16 protein-coding genes are annotated in these 17,295 nt (G+C 75.2%); 9 read left to right on the top strand and 7 right to left on the bottom strand.

Translation table 11 applies throughout. From position 1 onward, the window contains the following. Positions 1 to 380: 380 nt before the first annotated feature. The 3 genes from ACR807_RS22460 to ACR807_RS22450 form a co-directional block, all read right to left on the bottom strand. The gene (locus ACR807_RS22460) at positions 381 to 1,334 is read right to left on the bottom strand and encodes an anti-sigma factor RsbA family regulatory protein (protein WP_438923351.1); all 954 of its coding nucleotides are present in this window, start codon (positions 1,332 to 1,334) and stop codon (positions 381 to 383) included. A gap of 467 nt (positions 1,335 to 1,801) precedes the next feature. Further along, positions 1,802 to 2,098: an STAS domain-containing protein gene (locus ACR807_RS22455; RefSeq protein WP_438923350.1), complete on the bottom strand. Its 297-nt coding sequence runs from the start codon at positions 2,096 to 2,098 to the stop codon at positions 1,802 to 1,804. Continuing rightward, positions 2,098 to 6,261 (bottom strand): SpoIIE family protein phosphatase, encoded by a 4,164-nt coding sequence (locus ACR807_RS22450; protein WP_438923349.1) that lies wholly within the window; start codon positions 6,259 to 6,261, stop codon positions 2,098 to 2,100. The genes ACR807_RS22455 and ACR807_RS22450 overlap by 1 nt, the downstream gene beginning before the upstream one ends. A 208-nt stretch (positions 6,262 to 6,469) precedes the next feature. On the opposite strand from ACR807_RS22450, the gene ACR807_RS22445 reads away from it, so the two are divergent. Continuing rightward, entirely contained in the window at positions 6,470 to 6,832 is a 363-nt protein-coding gene (locus ACR807_RS22445) for an STAS domain-containing protein (RefSeq protein WP_438923348.1), read from the top strand. 6 nt (positions 6,833 to 6,838) lie between these two features. Here the strand turns inward: ACR807_RS22445 and ACR807_RS22440 are convergent, their stop codons facing one another. From ACR807_RS22440 to ACR807_RS22430, 3 genes are all read right to left on the bottom strand, one after another. Further along, a complete protein-coding gene (locus tag ACR807_RS22440) occupies positions 6,839 to 7,240 on the bottom strand; it encodes an ATP-binding protein (protein ID WP_438923347.1) in 402 nt (133 codons plus the stop codon). A 32-nt stretch (positions 7,241 to 7,272) separates the two neighbouring features. After that, on the bottom strand, positions 7,273 to 8,571 hold the full coding sequence (nhaA, locus tag ACR807_RS22435) for a Na+/H+ antiporter NhaA (protein ID WP_438923346.1): 1,299 nt from the start codon (positions 8,569 to 8,571) through the stop codon (positions 7,273 to 7,275). Between the two features lie 142 nt (positions 8,572 to 8,713). Further along, positions 8,714 to 9,499, bottom strand: coding sequence for an alpha/beta fold hydrolase (locus tag ACR807_RS22430; RefSeq protein WP_438923345.1), 786 nt, complete (start codon positions 9,497 to 9,499; stop codon positions 8,714 to 8,716). 217 nt (positions 9,500 to 9,716) lie between these two features. On the opposite strand from ACR807_RS22430, the gene ACR807_RS22425 reads away from it, so the two are divergent. Further along, positions 9,717 to 10,811: an acetate/propionate family kinase gene (locus tag ACR807_RS22425; protein ID WP_438923344.1), complete on the top strand. Its 1,095-nt coding sequence runs from the start codon at positions 9,717 to 9,719 to the stop codon at positions 10,809 to 10,811. A gap of 54 nt (positions 10,812 to 10,865) precedes the next feature. Here ACR807_RS22425 and ACR807_RS22420 read toward each other — a convergent pair whose 3' ends face one another. Further along, positions 10,866 to 11,246, bottom strand: coding sequence for an STAS domain-containing protein (locus tag ACR807_RS22420; protein ID WP_438923343.1), 381 nt, complete (start codon positions 11,244 to 11,246; stop codon positions 10,866 to 10,868). Between the two features lie 383 nt (positions 11,247 to 11,629). Between ACR807_RS22420 and ACR807_RS22415 the strand changes: the two genes are divergently transcribed. From ACR807_RS22415 to ACR807_RS22385, 7 genes are all read left to right on the top strand, one after another. Then, the gene (locus tag ACR807_RS22415; RefSeq protein WP_438923342.1) at positions 11,630 to 12,034 is read left to right on the top strand and encodes a YciI family protein; all 405 of its coding nucleotides are present in this window, start codon (positions 11,630 to 11,632) and stop codon (positions 12,032 to 12,034) included. A gap of 143 nt (positions 12,035 to 12,177) precedes the next feature. Continuing rightward, positions 12,178 to 13,080 carry a hypothetical protein gene (locus ACR807_RS22410; RefSeq protein WP_438923341.1) on the top strand — a complete coding sequence of 301 codons (903 nt, stop codon included), beginning with the start codon at positions 12,178 to 12,180 and terminating at the stop codon, positions 13,078 to 13,080. A gap of 17 nt (positions 13,081 to 13,097) precedes the next feature. After that, positions 13,098 to 13,799 carry a hypothetical protein gene (locus ACR807_RS22405; RefSeq protein ID WP_438923340.1) on the top strand — a complete coding sequence of 234 codons (702 nt, stop codon included), beginning with the start codon at positions 13,098 to 13,100 and terminating at the stop codon, positions 13,797 to 13,799. 32 nt (positions 13,800 to 13,831) lie between these two features. Continuing rightward, complete coding sequence (locus ACR807_RS22400; RefSeq protein WP_438923339.1) at positions 13,832 to 14,740, top strand: Rv0361 family membrane protein; 909 nt, start codon at positions 13,832 to 13,834, stop codon at positions 14,738 to 14,740. Positions 14,741 to 14,947: 207 nt separating this feature from the next. Next, the gene (locus ACR807_RS22395) at positions 14,948 to 16,036 is read left to right on the top strand and encodes a S1 family peptidase (RefSeq protein WP_438923338.1); all 1,089 of its coding nucleotides are present in this window, start codon (positions 14,948 to 14,950) and stop codon (positions 16,034 to 16,036) included. Between the two features lie 115 nt (positions 16,037 to 16,151). Then, entirely contained in the window at positions 16,152 to 16,796 is a 645-nt protein-coding gene (locus ACR807_RS22390; protein WP_438923337.1) for a GntR family transcriptional regulator, read from the top strand. Further along, entirely contained in the window at positions 16,793 to 17,281 is a 489-nt protein-coding gene (locus ACR807_RS22385; RefSeq protein ID WP_438923336.1) for an OsmC family protein, read from the top strand. The genes ACR807_RS22390 and ACR807_RS22385 overlap by 4 nt, the downstream gene beginning before the upstream one ends. Positions 17,282 to 17,295 lie beyond the last annotated feature (14 nt).

Here is a 17,295-nt window from a genome sequence, read left to right as displayed (position 1 = left end):
CGGACCCGGCGGACTCCGCGGTGTCCTCGGACTCCACCTCGGTGGCGACGTCGGCGGGGATCTCGGTGTCCTCGACCTCGGCGGCGTTGAAGCTGACCAGGTAGCCCATGGTGTCTCCAGATTCGTCGAACCGGATGTGCGGCGACGGGCCGCGCCCGTCGAGGACAGGGTTGCACCCACGTCGGCCGCGCGGACCGCGTCGGCCGCGCGCCCCACTCCCGGGTCGACGCGTCAGCCCCGGCGGTGACGGGGGAACCGGTCCGGTCACGCACCGCACGCAGCGGTCACTCGGTGTGCACGCCCGGCCGGGCAAGCGGGTGCCGCGAGCGGCGGTTCCGCGCCGGAGGGGTGTGCGCGCCGGCGGGGTGTGCGCGCCGGGCTCAGCCCAGGTCGGCGTGCAGGCGCACGGTGGTGCGCCCGGCCCGGTGGTCGACCTCCAGCAGGTCGCAGAACTGGCGCACGAGCCACAGGCCGCACCCCCGCCGCAGCCCCGGGTCGGGCGGCAGGTAGCCCTGGTACCAGTCGACGGGACCCGCGCCCGGGTCGGTGACGTCGCAGATGACGCGCGGACCCACGCGGCGCAGGGTCACCTGCCCGCCGCCGCCACCGTGCCGGACGGCGTTGGTGGCGAGTTCGTTGACGCTGTAGACCAGCCGCGCGACGGCCTCGCCGGACATGCCCAGCGCGGCGGCGGTCCGCGCGACGAAGGCGCGCACGGCCGACAGGTCGGTGCCGAACCGCAGCACGGCCTCCTCGCCGTCGGCGCGCAGCGGGGCGAGCCGGCGTTCCCAGGAGCCGTCCGCGGCCGTCGGACCGGTGTAGTGGTCGCTGGCCCGCGCGGACCGGCCCACGGCCAGCTGCGGGTGGGTGCGCCGGGCGTCGTCCACCACGTGACCGGGCAGCACGCGGGTGTCGTACGGGCAGACGATCCACGCCGGGCAGTCGGCGAAGGCGAGGTTGATCACCGACTCGTAGCGCGTCCACTCGGCCGTCTCCAGCTCGTCGCGGCCGTGCCACACCGGCTCGCCGATCACCCGCACCCGGGGGTGCGGGCCCTTCACCGCGTGCCGGTCGACGTAGCGGTGGTAGGCGCTCAGCGTGCGCCCCGGCGCCCGGTACCAGTCCTCGGCGTCGACGAACTCCACCCGCCCGGCGGACTCGCCCAGCGCGCGGGCCAGCAGCGCGGCGTTGGCGGCGGTGGTCACCGCGAGCACGGCGTCGCCCCGCTCCAGGCCATCGGCGCAGAACGGCGCGGTGGCGGACAGGAACTCGTCGTCGCTGCCGTAGACCAGGCCCTGGTGGACCAGGGTCGGCGGGTGCGGGGCGGCGGTCACGCGCCCACCTCCTGTGCGCTGACGACCGGGGCGGGGGCGGCGGACGTCGGGCGCGGGCGGGAGCCGCGGTCCCCGTCCAGGACCCGCCGTTCCCGACTGCCGTGCGTGATCACGTCCGCCCCAGAGCTCCCGCCGGGCCCAGTTCCGGGCCGTTGCGCGTCAACAGTAACCCGCCGGGGGGCGGGCCGGTACGCGTGGCACCGCCGTCGCCCGCCCCGCGCGCCCGGCCGGCGGGCGGCCGTCCGGTGCGCGGTGGTGGGTGCCACGGCGTCCGGGAGGCGGCACCGGCGCGTTTCCCGACCTGGTCGGGTGGTGAAGGCGCCGGGGGTCGGGGGGCGTGCCCCCGGCGCTGTCCGGTCTATCGCCCCGGCCCGTCACCGCGAAACAGGCTCACGTGTCGTTCACCCGAACGGATGAAGCCAAAAGGGGGTACCCACCCCTGGAAGCCCACGTCAGGGGGACGGCGCTCAGCTCCCGCCGGGGGAGCGGACGACCACCACGTCCGCCAGGCCCGAGATGGTGATGACCGGTTCCAGCAGCGGCGCGGCGAGGAGTTCGATGCGGTCGGCGTGGTCGAACAGGACGCTCAGCCCCGCGCTGTCCAGGTACTCGACCTCGGTCAGGTCCACCACGAGCCGCCCCGGCAGGCCGTCGAGGGCGGCGGCGAGGGCCGGGGTGTTGCTCAGGTCGATCTCCCCGACGGCCTTGAGGACCGCCGTGCCGTCCGGGGCGCGGCCGGGGGTGAGGGTGAGGGGCGTGGTCATCAGGGGATCCTCAGGTGCATGTCGACGGTGGTGCCCCCCGGACCGGGGGTGATGGTGACGCGCTGCATCAGCGCGCGCATCAACGTGACGCCCCGACCGCGGTGCCGGTCGACCTCGGGCTGCGGTGTCCGCCAGCGGCCGGTGTCGACCACGGTCAGGCGCAGGTCGTCGACGAGCGCCTCGGCGCGGAGCCGGACCGGGTCGCCGGTCGCGTCGCGGTGGCCGTGCTCGACGGCGTTGGCGCAGGCTTCGCCGGCGGCGATCAGGACGTTCTGGACGTCCTGCGCGGGCAGGCCGCAGCGGGTCAGCCAGCCGCGCAGGGTCTTGCGGACCGGCGCGAGCTGGGCGGCCTCGGCGGGGAAGGACAGCTCCAGCGGGGCCGGGTGGCGGTAGAGCAGGAGCGCCACGTCGTCGTCGTAGCCCCCGGCCGGGGCCAGCCGGGCCATCACCTGGGTGGCGAGGTCGTCGAGGGCGGTGTCGCGGCCCTCCTGGACGGCCTGCCCGGCCTGGTCGATGCCCGCGGTCAGCGGGCGGCGGCGGCGTTCGACGAGGCCGTCGGTGTACATGAGCAGGGTCGCGCGGGGCGGCAGGGTGCACTCGGCCTCGGGGCGCCGCACGCCGGGGCGCACGGCGAGCGGCGTCGAGCCGCCCTCGTCCAGCAGCCGGGTGGTCCCGTCCGGGTGGGCGAGGATGGCGGGCGGGTGGCCGGCCCGGGAGTAGACCAGGTGACCCGTCTCCGGGGTGAGCACGCCGCAGAAGACCGTGGTGCACACGGCGCCGGGCACGCCCGCGGCGAAGTGGTCCAGGGCCGACAGCGTGCGGGCGGGCCCGACGTCCTGCAGCAGCAGGGCGCGGCAGGCGCTGCGCAGCTGCCCCATCACCGCGGCGGCCTCCAGGCCCCGGCCGACGCAGTCGCCCACCACGATGCCGATCCGGCCGTCCGGCAGCGGGACGGTGTCGTACCAGTCGCCGCCGACCTCCAGGGGACGGGCCGCGGGCTCGTAGCGGACCACGAAGCCCTCGGGCAGGCTGGCGGGGCCGAGGATGGCGCGCTGGAGCGCGATGGCGGTCTCGCGCTGCTGGTCGATCTGGTGGGCGCGGCTCAGCCCCTGCGCCAGGTGCCCCGCCAGCAGCGACAGCAGGACCTTGTCCTCGTCGGTGAACGGCCGGTGGGCGTCCAGGTCGAGCCAGAGCGCCATGGTGCCCGAGGGGTGCTCCAGGGTGATGCCGGTGCCCGTCGCCCCGACGCCGGTCTGGCTCAGCAGGGGGCGTTCGCGCAGCGCGCCGAGGGTCGCCCGGTGCTGCTCGTCCAGGGTGTCCCAGTCCAGGCCCGGTTCGGTGGCGGCGAGCTGCGGCGCGTCGCGGTCGGTGAAGACGGCGGCCAGGACCCGGCGGGCGCGCCACAGCTCCCGGAACTCGTCCAGCGCCCCGTCCAGCGCCTCGGGCAGGCTGGTGGCCCGGGTCAGGCGCATGCTCAGCGCGGCCAGGGCGGTGTCGCGCTGGATGGCGTAGTGCTCGGCGGTGACGTCGCGGAAGGTGCCCACGACCACGGTGCGCCCGGTGTCGGGGTCCTGGGCGGAGTTGAACGTGACGCTGATCCACAGCTGGTGGCCGTCGCGGTGGGTCACCGGCACCGTGTAGCTGCCCCGGCCCCGGGCCACCAGGGCGGCGAAGGCGTCGGCGACCTGCTCGTGGGCGCCGGGGTCGGTGCGGGCGTCCGGCCACCACGGGTGCACCGGCGCGTAGGGCAGGCCCTCGGCGCCGTAGCCGAGGATGTCGGTGAAGGCGGTGTTGATCTCCACGACGGCGCCCTCCTCGTCGCAGACGAAGAACGCCTCCTGGAGGGAGTCGATCAGCGCGGTGCGCCAGCGGGCGTGGTGGTTGCGCAGGCGGGACAGCTCGACGTTCGCCCGCACCCGGGCCAGCAGCTCCGCCGCGGCGAACGGCTTGACCAGGTAGTCGTCCGCGCCGGCGTGCAGGCCCTCGATGGACGCCTCCTGCCCGGCGCGGGCGGACAGCAGCAGCACCGGGACCGCCGCGGTGCGCGGGTCGTTGCGCAGCGCGCCCACCAGCGCCAGGCCGTCCAGGCGGGGCATCATCACGTCGCTGACGAGCAGGTCGGGCTCCCGGACGCGGACCGCCTCCAGCGCCTCCACGCCGTCGGTGACGGCGTGGACCCGGTAGCCGGCGTCGGACAGCAACCGGGTCAGGTACCCGCGCATGTCGGCGTTGTCGTCGGCGACCACCACCGTCGCGGGCACCGAGGGGCCGTGCGCCCCGCCGTCGTGTCCCCCGCCGTCGGGCGCCTCGCCGTCGGGCCCGTCGTCCCCGTCGGGCAGCCAGCGCAGGGCTTCCTGCACGTACGGGGCGGCGGTGCCGGCCACCGGGGTGGCGGTGCCGGCCGGCACCAGGGCGTCGGCGGGCAGGTGGGCGGAGCCGAAGGGCAGGCGGATGGTGAAGGTGGTGCCCCGGCCCTCGGTGCTGTCGGCGGTGATGGTGCCGCCGTGCAGGCCGACCAGCTCCCGCACCAGGGCGAGCCCGATGCCGCTGCCCTCGGTGGAGCGGGAGCGGGCGTGCTCGATGCGGTGGAAGCGCTCGAACAGCCGGGGCATCTCGTCGGCCGGGACGCCGATGCCGGTGTCGCTGACGGTGACCACGGCCTCGGGCCCGTCGGCGCGCACGGACACGCCGACCGAACCGTCGAAGGTGAACTTCAGCGCGTTGCTGAGCAGGTTGAGGACCACCTTCTCCCACATGCCGCGGTCGAGGTGCACGGGTTCGGGCAGCGGCGGGCAGTCGACCTCGAAGGCCAGGCCGGCCCGGTCGACCGCGGAGCGGAACACGCCGGCCAGCTCGGCGGTGACGGCGGACAGGTCCACGGGTTCGTAGCCGGCCTGCATCCGGCCGGCCTCGATGCGGGAGAAGTCCAGCAGCGTGTTGACGAGCTTGCCCAGCCGCAGCCCGTTGCGGTGGACGAGCCCCAGCTCCTGCGACGCCTGCGGGTCCGACCCCGCCAGCCGGTCGCGCAGCTCCGCCACCGGCCCCATGATCAGGGTGAGGGGGGTGCGGAACTCGTGGCTGATGTTGGAGAAGAACGCGGTCTTGGCGCGGTCCAGCTCGGCCAGCTCCTCGGCCCGCCGCTGCTGCGACTGGTAGGTGCGGGCGCTGGCGATCCCGGTCGCGACGTGGCCCGCGACGAGGTCGACGAACCCCCGGTAGCCGTCGTCCAGCGGCCGGTAGCGGTTCAGCCCGATCACCAGGAACCCGTAGGGCGCGCCGCCCTGCTGCTGCAACGGCGTCACCAGCGCCTGCGCGGGCGGCTGCGGCCAGTCGCCGCCCGGCAGCCCGGTGAACGGCTCGCCGTGCAGCGCCACCAGCGCGGTGTCCCCGCGCGCGGGGACCGCGGTCGGCCACACCGGGCCCTGCTCGCCGGCGGGCAGCGCGGCGGGCGCGATCGGGTGGTCGGCGGGGACGCCGGTCGTGGCCGCCAGCCGCGCGCCGCCGTCGTCCTGGAACAGGTAGGTCAGGGTGAAGGGCAGGTCGCGCAGGTTGCGCTGGAGCTGGCGGCCGGCGAAACCGAGCATCTCCTCCTCGGTGCGCACCACGCTGGGGTCCGAGCCCAGGTCGCGCAGCGTCGCCATCCGCCGCTCGCCGACGACCCGGTCGGTGTCCTCGCTGACCACGCACAGCATCCCGACCACGACGCCGTCGTCGTCGCGCAGCGGGCTGTAGGAGAACGTGTGGTAGCTCTCCTCCGGGTAGCCCGACCGCTCCACGAACAGCAGCAGCGCCTCGTCCCAGGTCGCCCTGCCGGTGGTCAGCACGGTGTCGATCCGGGGCCCGATGTCGCCCCAGATCTCCGCCCACACCTCGGCGGCGGGCCGGCCCAGCGCCCACGGGTACTTGCGGCCCAGCGTGTCGCGCCGGTAGGCGTCGTTGCAGAAGAACGTCAGCTCCGGTCCCCAGGCCATCCACATCGAGAACCGGGACGACAGCAGGATGCTCACCGCGGTGCGCAGGCTCTGCGGCCAGCCGTCCGGCGACCCGAGCGGGGTCGTCGCCCAGTCGACGGCGGCCAGGTGCCGGCCGACCTCGTCGTCCGCGGCGAACACGTCGGTGCCCGCCCTCGGCCACCCGTGCCCGGTGTCGTCGGAACGCGCCACTGGAGACCCCTTCGTACGCGCCGACCAGGTCCGGGACCGCTGCCCCGACGTGCCACCGGCCGTCGATCACCGCCGCCGTGGGAACCCGGAGACGCGGTCCGTAGGATAGGAGATCACACCTGGTGGGTGGCTGTCCGGGGCACGGGGACGCGGTCCGGGAACCCGCTCGACCGACGACCGCCCGAAACCCACCACGCAGGGAGAACCGGTGACCGATCGCGTCTTCACCGTCAGCACCAGTTCCCAGCCCGGGGGGCCGGCCGTGCTCCGGGTCTCCGGCGAGCTCGACCACCACACCGCGCCCCAGCTGAGCGAGGCCGTCCACGCGGTGCCGTCGACCGCCGGCATCGTGCTCGACCTGACCGGCCTCTCCTACTGCGACTCCACCGGCATCACCGTGTTCGTCACCGCCCACCAGCGGGCCGAGGCCGCCGGCGGTTCCCTCGACCTCGCCGGTCTCAGCCCCGACCTGACCCGCGTGTTCGGCATCGTCGGGCTCGACCAGGTCCTGTCGCTGCACCCCACCGTCGAGCAGGCGCTCCGGTCCGCGCACGCCCGGCGCGGCGCGTAGGGCGGGTCAGCCGCACGCGACGGTCGCCCACACCGTCTTGCCGGTGGGCGTGGGGTTCCACCCCCACCGGTGGGACAGCTCCCCGACCAGCACCAGCCCCCGGCCGCGTGTCCCGGCCAGGCGTGACCGGCCCGGCACGGGCGGCCGGGACGACGGGTCGTCGACCTCGATCCGCACCCGGTCGAGCGGCCCGAGGTTGCGCAGCAGCCGCAGCACCGTCGGCCCGCGCGCGTGGTCGTGGGCGTTGCCGACCAGTTCGGTGACGACCAGCAGGAGGTCGTCGAGGACGTCGGTGCCCGCCAGGCGGGGCACCCCGTCCGCCACCCAGCCGCGCACCCGGGCGAGCTGCGGGGCCTGCCCGGTCACGTCCCAGACCAGCGGGTTGTTGCTGATCAGCGGCGCGGTCACCCCGCGCCGCCCGGTCGCCGGTGGGCGTCCGGTCACCCGGCGCCGCCCGGTCGCTGGTGGACGTCCGGGACGCCGTCCCGGTCGTCGTCCCGCGTCTCCTCCTCGTGGATGCGGCGGTGGACGCGGTTGCGGGCGCGCAGGATCAGGGTCGCGACCAGGGCGGCCAGCAGGGACCCGAGGAGGACGGCCACCTTGGCGTCGTCGTACTGGGTGGTGCCCTCGCCGAACGCCAGTTCGCCCACCAGCAGCGAGACCGTGAAGCCGATGCCGCCCAGCACGGCCAGGCCGACCACGTCCACCCAGGCCAGGTCGTCGTCCAGGGTCGCCCTGGTGAAGCGGGAGACCAGCCAGGTGCTCGCGGTGATGCCCACGAGCTTGCCCACCACGAGGCCCGCGACGATGCCGAGGGTCACGGTGTCGGCGAGGGACGCGGCCAGGCCGTCCAGGCCGCCGATCCCCACGCCCGCGGCGAAGAACGCGAAGACGGGCACCGCCACGCCCGTCGACACGGGCCGCCAGCGGTGCTCGAAGTGCTCCGCCAGGCCCGGGCCCTCGCCGGCCTTGCGGCGGATCACCGGGACCGCGAAGCCGAGCAGGACGCCGGCCACCGTGGCGTGCACGCCCGAGGCGTGCATCAGCGCCCACGTGGCCGCGGCCAGGGGCAGCAGCAGCCACCAGGAGCGGACCCGGCGCTGCACGAGCACCGTGAACAGGGCCAGCGGGACCAGCATCAGCAGGAGCGGCGTCACCGCCAGGTGGTCGGTGTAGAACAGCGCGATGATCACGATGGCGATCAGGTCGTCCACCACGGCGAGCGTGAGCAGGAACGTGCGCAGCGCCGAGGGCAGGTTGCGGCCGATCACCGCCAGGACGGCCAGGGCGAACGCGATGTCGGTCGCGGTGGGGATGGCCCAGCCGGCGGCCGCGTCCGGCGAGCCGAGGTTGACCAGGGCGTAGATCAGGGCGGGCACGGCCACGCCGCCGAACGCCGCCGCCACCGGGACGGCCGCGCGCCGCGGGTCGCGCAGGTCGCCCGCCACGAACTCGCGCTTGAGCTCCAGGCCCGCCACGAAGAAGAAGATCGCCAGCAGGCCGTCGGAGGCCCACTGGCCCGCGGTCAGCCTCAGGTGCAGCGACCCGGGGCCGAACTCGACCGCGCGCAGCGCCTCGTAGGTCGGTGCCCACGGCGAGTTCGCCCAGACCAGGCCGAGCAGGGCGGCCACGAGCATGATCACGCCGCCCACGGTCTCCAGGCGGAGGATGTCGGCGACGCGCTTGGCCTCGGGCCACGAGCCGCGGTCGAAGAGCTTGGCTGCGGTGCTGCGGTTCACGGGCGGCTCCTGGGGTCGGTCGGGCGCGACGCCGACCAGGCTTCCCGGCACACCATGCCCCGTCAGGAGCAACGCCACGACCCTAACGGCGGGTGCCGGGCGGCGCAAAAGCTCCGGGGCCGTGCCCGCCGGCGCCGGCCGGTCACGACCGGTCCGGGACGCGCGGCAGCGCGCGGGTGATCCGGGCGACCTCGGCGGGCGCGGAGTGGTGCGCGGCGTGCGCGGCGCCGGCCAGTTCGACGAGGTGGCCGCGCGGGAGGAGCGCCGCCACCTCGCGGGCCCACTCCCGCGACACGATCGGGTCGCCGCTGCCGCGCACCACGGCGGTCGGCGTGCGGAGGTGACCGAGGTTGAGCTCGACCGGGTCGTCGAGCAGGTGGCCGAACGTGGCGGCGATCCGGCGCGGACCGCAGGTCAGGTAGTCGCGGGTCAGCAGCGGGACCAGCGCCGGCCGTTCGCGCGGCACGTCGGCCAGCAGCCGGGCCAGCTGCCTCGGCGTCGACCGGGCGTGCCGGTCCACCGTCGGGCTGACGAGGACCGCCGGGCCGAGCAGGTCGGGGGAGTGCACCGCCAGGTCCGCGACGACCTGGCAGCCCGCGGAGTTGGCCACCAGCGCCGCGCCGCCCCGGCCGGTCGCCCGCAGCCAGTCGGCCAGTGCGCGGGAGAGCCCCCGGACGTCCAGCGCCTCGCGCGGGCCGGGCGTGCGGCCGAAGCCGGGCAGGTCCACCGCGGCCACCCGCGCACCGGGTGCGAGGCACCGGGCCAGCGGCAGGAAGTAGCGGTGCGAACAGCCGAGGCCCGGCACGCACACCACGTCCGGCGCACCGCGCGGTCCCAGCACGGCGGCGTGCACGCGGGTGCCCGCGACCTCGGTCAACTCGGCCGACACCCGGTCCGGGCGGGTGGCCGTCGGGGCGGGACGGGTCACCGCGCGCAGGCCCGGGTGCTCATGGGCGGCGGGTACCCCTTGATCACCCCCGTGAACCGGCGGCCCTGCCCGGCCTTGCCCGGCCCTGCTCGGCCTTGCTCGGCCCTGCTCGGATGCGGTGGGCCGCCGCGGGTATCGCACGGCCGTGCCGCGGGTAGCCCGACCGCATGATCGACGTGTGGAGGCGGTCCGCGACCGACGTGCGGGGGTGGGCCGCGTGAGCGCCGTCCTGACCGTCAACGCGGGCTCGAACAGCCTCAAGGCGCACCTGGTGGACACCGGCTCCGAGGAGGTCCTCGACTCGGCCGAGGTCGAGCACCCGCCGGACTCCGACGAGGCCCGCCGCGCCCTGGACGACCTGCTGGGCGGCGCGGACGACGTCGTCGCGGTCGGCCACCGGCTGGTCCACGGCGGACCGGACCTGCGCTCGCCGACCGCGGTGGACGACGCGGCGCTCGCCGCCGCCCGCCGCGCCGAGGCGCTGGCCCCGCTGCACGTGCCGCCCGCGCTGCGGCTGCTGGACGTGCTGCGCGAACGCCTGCCCGACGTGCCGCACGTGCTGTGCCCGGACACCGCGTTCCACGCCGACCTGCCCGACGTCGCCGCCACCTACCCGCTGCCCGCGTCGTGGCGGGAGCGGCACGGCCTGCGCCGCTACGGCTTCCACGGCCTGTCCTACAAGTGGGCGCTGGACCGCACCGCCGCGCTGCTGGACCGGCCCGCCGACCGGTTGACCGTGCTGATGACCCACCTGGGCGGCGGCTGCTCGGTGTGCGCGGTGCGCGACGGCCGCAGCGTCGACACCTCCATGGGCTTCACGCCGCTGGAGGGCGTGCCGATGTCCAAGCGCTCCGGCAGCGTCGACCCCGGCCTGCTGCTGTGGCTGCTGCGCCACGGCGGCGTCGGGCTGGACGACCTCGAACACGGGCTCAACCACGAGTCGGGCCTGGTCGGCCTGTCCGGCGGCCGGTCGGGCGACACCCGCGACCTGGTCGCCGCGGCGGGGGAGGACCCGGCGGCGGCGTTGGCGCTGGCGGTGTTCGCCCACCGCGTGCGCCGCGAACTCGCCGCCGCGGCCACCTCGCTCGACCGGCTCGACGCCCTGGTGTTCACCGGCGAGATCGGCTGGGACCAGCCCGAGGTGCGCGCCGACGTCGTGGCCGGCCTGTCGCTGCTCGGTGTCCCCGCGGACCTGGTGGCGGACCCCGGCGGCGACGGGCCGGTCAGCCCGCCCGGCGCCGCCGTCCCGGTGCTCGTGGTGCGCCCGCGCGAGGAGCTCCAGCTCTGCCGCGCCACCCTGGCCGCCCTGTGAGATCCCGGCCGGCCCCGTGAGACCCCGGCCGCCCCGTGAGGCGGGTGCGGGACCTTACGCGGACATCACCAGCAGCGACCTGACCGCGTCCTGCGCGGTCGGGTGGACCCGCACGGCCTGGTCCACGAAGGTGATCGACAGGGGGCGCAGCACGGCGCGGCGGTCGGTCGCGACGACCAGCGCTATCCCCTGGCGGTGCGCCCGCTGCACGGAGTCCACGAGCAGCCGGATCCCGGTCGAGCCGAAGAAGTCGGTGCCGGTGAGGTCCACGACCAGGCCGGTCGGCCCGCGGTCGAACGCCGCGTCGAGCGCGGCGCGGACCTGCTCCTCGCAGGCGATGTCCACCTCGCCGATGAGTTCGACGACGGCGATGCCGCCGTGGGCGATGTGGGAGTTGATCGTGACGGGTGCGGTCTGCGAGCAGGTTTCGCCCATGGGGGGCTCCTCGATCGGCGTGAACGTCGACAACCGAGCTTCTGCTCAACCCGGACCGCGGCTCCGCGTGACGGTGCACGACGGTTGTCACCCACGGTATCGGACAGCTGGTCGAACGACAACGACCCGGTGGTTGCTGTCACGCAACAACCGACGGACATGACTATTGTCGGATTGTTGAACAATCCTCCTCGGTGGGTAGGCTTCTGCTACCTGGTGGGCGCTCTCCAGCCCCGCGCCGAAAAATTCTTCGCCGACGTGCCGAAGAATTTTCGCCGACCTGTCGAACCCCGGGGTCGTCGTTCGTCGCCCGGGTGAGGATCGATCACCGTGTCCGGGGTCGGCCCGACCACCTGTCCTCACCTGACCACTTAGGAGTGGCAATGCGGTTCCTGATGATGCACCGGCTCGACGAGAGCGCCTCGGAAGCCTGGAACCCCAGCCCGGAGTTCATCGACAAGATGGGCGCGTTCATCCAGGACTGGGTCGACCGGGGCGTCCTGATCACGGCCGAGGGCGTCCACCCGTCCGTCATGGGCGCACGCGTCCGCAAGGCCGCCGGCGCGGGGCTCACCGCCACCGACGGGCCGTTCACCGAGGCCAAGGAGGTCATCGGCGGGTTCGCGCTCATCAACGCGAAGGACAAGGCGGAGGCCGTCGAGTACGCCGGGCTCTACGCGGACCTGTTCGAGGAGGTCGAGGTGGAGGTGCGCCAGGTCGTCGAGTTCGAGGACCTGCCCGACCAGGCCCAGGCCGCCGGCCACGGTCGGGCGGCCGGCCACTCCTGATCGGCCGACCTCGCCGCGCCGCGCCGACCTCGCCGCGCCGTGCCGTCCGGGCACGTCGCGGCGAACCGGGACCACGGCCCGCCGCGACGCCCTACCATCCGGGCAGGCACGTCGGGTAGGGGTGCCCGAGGGGGGAGTGCGCCATGACCAAGCGGTCCGCGACCGCGCGCGGGTTCCTGACCGCGCTGCTGCTGGCGGTGTCCGGCGTCGTCGGCGTGTCACCGGGCGCGGCGCTCGCGCAGGCGGACTGCGCGGCCGAGCAGTCCGCGCTGGACCAGGTCCACCAGCAGATCAGCACCCACAACGCCAAGCCGCACGTCTTCGAGCTCCCCCGGCAGGCGGGGGAGCTGGCCGCCTACGACGCCGAGGCCGCCGCGCTCAACACGGCGCAGCAGACCGCGATCACGAACCTCGGGGGCTGCCGGCAGCGGGTCCTGCAACGGGACCAGGCGCTCGCGGAGCTGGCGGACGCGCGCCCCGGCTCGCCCGCCGTCCCGACGCCCAGGCCGGACACCCTCCAGCGGCTGGAGCAGGAACGGGCCAAGCTGCCGCCGGGCTTCACGTCACCGGTCCGCGCGCCGGACGCGAAGGGGCGCTGGCGGGTGGACAAGGGCACGCCCCCGCGTCCCCTGTACGAGGCGCTGCGCGAGGTGACGCCGCCCGGCAACTGGGGTGCGGGCACCACCCTCCAGGGCGTGTCCAGGCCGAAGGTCGGCGACCGCAACCCGGCGCTGCACCCGAGGCACACCATCGGCGCCAACGCCAAGGGCGAGCCGCAGGTGTCGCCCGACCACGTCGTGCCGCTGACGGAGATCGTCCACATGCCGGGCTTCCTCCAGCTCAACGCCCGGAACATGTACTCGGTCGTGAACTCGCCCCTCAACCTCCAGTGGATGGCCTCGCGCACCAACATCTCCAAGGGCTCCAAGAGCGCGGGGGTCGTGACCCGGTTCGACCCGGCGTGGTCGACCGCCCAGGTGGCGCTGGAGAACAGGATCAGGCCGCGGTTGCAGGACCTGATCGCCAGGCTGCTCGCGAGCCAGTGATGAGCGAGGATGGCGGCATGACGGACTTCGACCTGGCGAGGATCGTCGCCGACGTCGCCGGGAGCAACCCCGCCGCGCTCGTCCGGCCGGGGTCCCCGGAGGCCGCGGCGGTGCCGCCGAGGTGGCGGGCCGTCGCCTCGGGTACCGACGCGGCCGCCCGGTGCTCGGCGGCGCTGGCCCTGTGGAACCAGGACTTCCTCGACCTGCTGCCGAGCTTCGCCGCGGTGTTCCGCGAACGGCTGGCGGACGTCCGCGCGTGCCGGCTGCGCGACGACTGGGTCCTGCTCTACCTCGCCCGCGACGCGGTCGACCCGCACGTCGTCGTGTGGATCGGCTGGGACCCGGCGGCCGGCGGCGACGCGCGACCGGAGTTCTGGGACAGCCTCCCGGAGCCCGCGCGGCGGTTCCTGACGGACGTGCACGCGGGCTTCACGGGGCCGGACTGGGAGTCGCACGGCCTCGTCGGACCGGCGCGGATGACGACGTTCGCGGAGTGGTTCGACCTCGACGAGGAGGCCGTCGAGGACTGGGACGAGGACGCCGAGGTCGCGGCGGGGCGGATGGCGGTCGTCACCACCAACGGCTCGACGCTGTACTACTGCGTCTCCCCGGACGTCCCGCCCGGCCGGGTCGTCCTCGTGCACGAGGACGACGTCGACGCGGAGCCGGAGTTCGGCGAGGCGCTGGACCAGTTGATGAGCCGGCGGTTCTCGGCCTGAGGCCGGGGCGTCGGGCACGTGGAAGGGGAGACGTGGCACAACCACCGTTGGAACCGGCCGGGGAGGCGGGGGACACCGGGAAGGCCGAGGAGGTCGGAGGGGCCGGGGGGTTCGTCGACCCCGACCCGACGCCGCCCGCCGGTCTGCCCATCGCGCCGCCCGACGCGGTGCCGCCCGCCGCAGTGCAGGCCGACGCAGTGCAGGCCGACGCAGTGCAGGCCGACGCAGTGCAGGCCGACGCAGTGCAGGCCGACGCGGTGCCGCCCGTCGCGGTGCCGCCCGGTGCTGTCCAGCCCGCTGTTGTCCAGCCCGCTGTTGTCCCGCCCGGGGGCTTCGCGCAACCGGGGTTCGACCAACCGGGTTTCCCACCGCACGGTTTCCCGCAGGACCCCGGCTACCCGCAGCACCCCGGGTATCCGCAGCAACCTGGCTACCCGCCACACCCCGGCTACCCCTCGCACCCCGGGTACCCGCCGCCCCCGGAGCAGGCTCGCCCGGACCCGGCCCGCCGCAAGCGCCGCCGCGTCGTCCTCGCCGTGGCCGCGGCCGTCGTGCTCCTCGTGGCCGCCGGCGTGCTGTTCTTCGTCCTGCCCGACCGCGACGAGCGCGAGGTCGAGCGGGTGGCCGACGAGTTCGTGACCGCCGTCGACGGGGCGGACCAGGCCGCGGTGGCGGCCCTGCTCTGCGAGGAGGAGGCGGCCGGGCTCGCCCCGGACGACGAGGAGCCGGCGGGGTCGCCGGAGGACGCGCCGTCCACGCCGGCCGGACCGGGGTTCGCCCGCGACATCACCGGTGTGCGGGTCGTCGAGGACGTCGCCGAGGTCCGCGTCACCCGTCCCGACCAGGAGCCGTTCTCGCTGTACCTGCGCCGCGAGCAGGGTGCCTGGAAGGTCTGCGCCCCGGCCGAGGGCCGGTTCCGCGAGGTGGCCGGACCCTCCTGAGGCGAACGCACGCGGTGCCGCCGGCCGGTGGGGCGATCGGGTGTCGCCGTCATCCGGTTGCCGCACCCGGCCCACGGCTGGTAGCCACCCGGCGTCGCGGCACGCCGCCGGAGTGCCGCAATAGCCGCTTCCGGGCCGCACGAGGGCTGCCGTAGCGTCGGTCGACAGGTGCACCGCCGTCCGTCACCCCTGCTCTTGGAGGCGTTCGTGTCCCGTCGTCCCCTGCACGCCCTCATCGCCTGTGCCGGCGCTGCCGCCACGGCCCTCGCCCTGACCACACCCGCCGCGGCTGCTCCATCCACATTGGACTTATCGGTCGAACCCGCCGCCCTCGCGGAGGTGCAGCGGACGCTCGGCGAGCGGTTGGGCGACGCGTACGCCAACTCCTGGCTGGACCCCGACGGCAAGCTGGTCGTGGGCATCACCGACGCTTCCCGCGCGGCGGAGGTGCGCGCCGCCGGCGCGGTCGCGAGGACGGTGTCCCGCAGCGCCGCCGAACTCGACTCGGTGAAGTCCACGTTGGACAAGAAGGCCGAGGGCGTACCGGACTCGGTGACCGGCTGGTACGTCGACGTGGTGGCCAACGAGGTCGTCGTGTCCGTGCTCGGCGACGACGCGGCCGGCCTCGCCTGGGCCCGCTCGACCGGCGGCTCCGCCGTGCGCGTGGACCGGGTGACCGAGGCGCCGCGCCCGATGTGGAACATCATCGGCGGGCAGGCCCTCTACTTCGGCGGCGGGCGCTGCTCGGTCGGGTTCAACGCCCGCAACTCCGCGGGCGCCCGGTTCGTGATCACCGCCGGCCACTGCACCGAGCTGGGCGGCTCGGTCTCCGGCACGGGCGGCGCGATCGGCTCGGTGGTCACCACCTCCTTCCCCGGCAACGACTACGGCACCGTCCGGGTCACCAGCTCCAGCGCCGTCTCCACCGCGCTGGTGGACCGCTGGTCCAGCGGCAGCGACGTCACCGTCGCGGGTTCCTCGGTCACCCCGGTGGGCGGCGGGATCTGCCGTTCCGGTTCCACCACCGGCTGGCGCTGCGGCAGCGTGCAGGCGACGAACCAGACCGTGAACTACGGCGGCGGCGACATCGTCTCCGGCCTGACCCGCACCAACGCGTGCGCCGAGCCCGGCGACTCGGGCGGCTCGGTCGTCAGCAACCCCGGTTCGGGCACCCGCGTGCAGGCCCAGGGGCTGACCTCGGGCGGTTCCGGCAACTGCTCGTCCGGCGGCACGACGTTCTTCCAGCCCATCAACGAGGTGCTGTCGGCCACCGGCCTGGCGCTGGTCACCGGCTGACCGGTCGCGCGCCCTCCCGGTCGTCCGCTCCCCGCGCGGGGGCGGGCGACCGGCGCGTGCAAGGGGGTCGACACCGCCCGCATCCTTTGTATACATTGCATGCAGAGGAGGTCGGGTGAAGACGGTCTACGACGAGCTGCGCGACCTGATCGTGCTCGGCGACTACCCGGCCGGGCAGCCGGTCGGCGAGCTGGAGCTGTGCGAACGGCTCGGCGTCAGCCGCACGCCGGTGCGCGAGGCGCTGCGGCGCCTGGAGGGCGACGGCCTGGTCCGCGCCGCGCGCCGGGGCGTGACCGTGGTCGAGCTGGGCGGCAAGGCGCTGCGCGACGCCTACCTCGTGCGCGCCTCGCTGGAGGCGCTGACCGCCGAGCTGGCCGCGCGCCGCCACCGGGCGGGGGAGCTGTCCCCGGCCTCGCTCGGCCGGCTCGTCGAGCACGCCGACTTGGCCGACCGGGCGACGCGGCAGGGCGACCTCGTCGCCGGCGTGCGGCACAACCGGGCGTTCCACCGGTGCGTGGCGGTGCTCGCCGACAACCCGCCGGCGCTGGAGGTCCTGGACCGGACCTGGGACCAGATCGTGGTCTCGACCCGCGCGTCGCTGACCGCGCCGGCCAGGCCCGCGCTGGTGGACGACGAGCACCGGCGGTTGATCGCGGCCATCACCGCGGGCGACCCCGACGCGGCGGCGACCCACGCCCGCGAGCACGTCCTGTCCACCGCGGACGTCCTGACCGGCAGAAGGGGAGAGGAGCCGGCGTGAACGGCGAGCACCACTACGAGGTCACCGTGCGCTGGACCGGCAACACCGGTCCCGGCACCGCCCGCTACCGCGACTACGGCCGCGACCACGACGTGCTCGCCGCCGGCAAGCCGCCGCTGAGGGCCAGCGCCGACCCGGCGTTCCGCGGCACGCCCGACCGCTGGAACCCGGAGGAGCTGCTGCTGGCCTCCCTCTCGCAGTGCCACATGCTCACCTACCTCGCGCTGTGCGCCCGCAACGGCGTGGTCGTCACCGGGTACGCGGACTCGGCGAGCGGGGTCATGCGGGAGGAACCGGGCGACAGCGGCCGGTTCACCGAGGTCGTGCTGCGGCCCGAGGTGGTCGTCGCCGACCCCGGCACGGTCGACGCGGCGCGCTCGCTGCACGAGGCGGCGCACCGCGCGTGCTTCATCGCGAACTCGGTCAACTTCCCGGTCCGGCACGAGCCGGTGGTGTCGCACGACGCGCGTGCCGTCACGGGCTGAGCGGGCTGGGCGAG

The sequence above is a fragment of the Saccharothrix sabaoui genome (assembly GCF_051756985.1).
Taxonomy (GTDB): Bacteria; Actinomycetota; Actinomycetes; order Mycobacteriales; family Pseudonocardiaceae; genus Actinosynnema.
The sequence above is the reverse complement of the archived record's forward strand: the minus strand, read 5'-3'. Positions and strand labels throughout refer to the sequence as shown.

What these genes read in the sequence shown, in the direction of transcription:
- ACR807_RS22415 (WP_438923342.1), top strand. Translation starts at nt 11,630, where the DNA reads ATGCGGTTCCTGATGATGCACCGGCTCGACGAGAGCGCCTCGGAAGCC.
- ACR807_RS22405 (WP_438923340.1), top strand. Translation starts at nt 13,098, where the DNA reads ATGACGGACTTCGACCTGGCGAGGATCGTCGCCGACGTCGCCGGGAGC.
- ACR807_RS22455 (WP_438923350.1), bottom strand. Translation starts at nt 2,098, where the DNA reads ATGACCACGCCCCTCACCCTCACCCCCGGCCGCGCCCCGGACGGCACG.
- ACR807_RS22410 (WP_438923341.1), top strand. Translation starts at nt 12,178, where the DNA reads ATGACCAAGCGGTCCGCGACCGCGCGCGGGTTCCTGACCGCGCTGCTG.
- ACR807_RS22420 (WP_438923343.1), bottom strand. Translation starts at nt 11,246, where the DNA reads ATGGGCGAAACCTGCTCGCAGACCGCACCCGTCACGATCAACTCCCAC.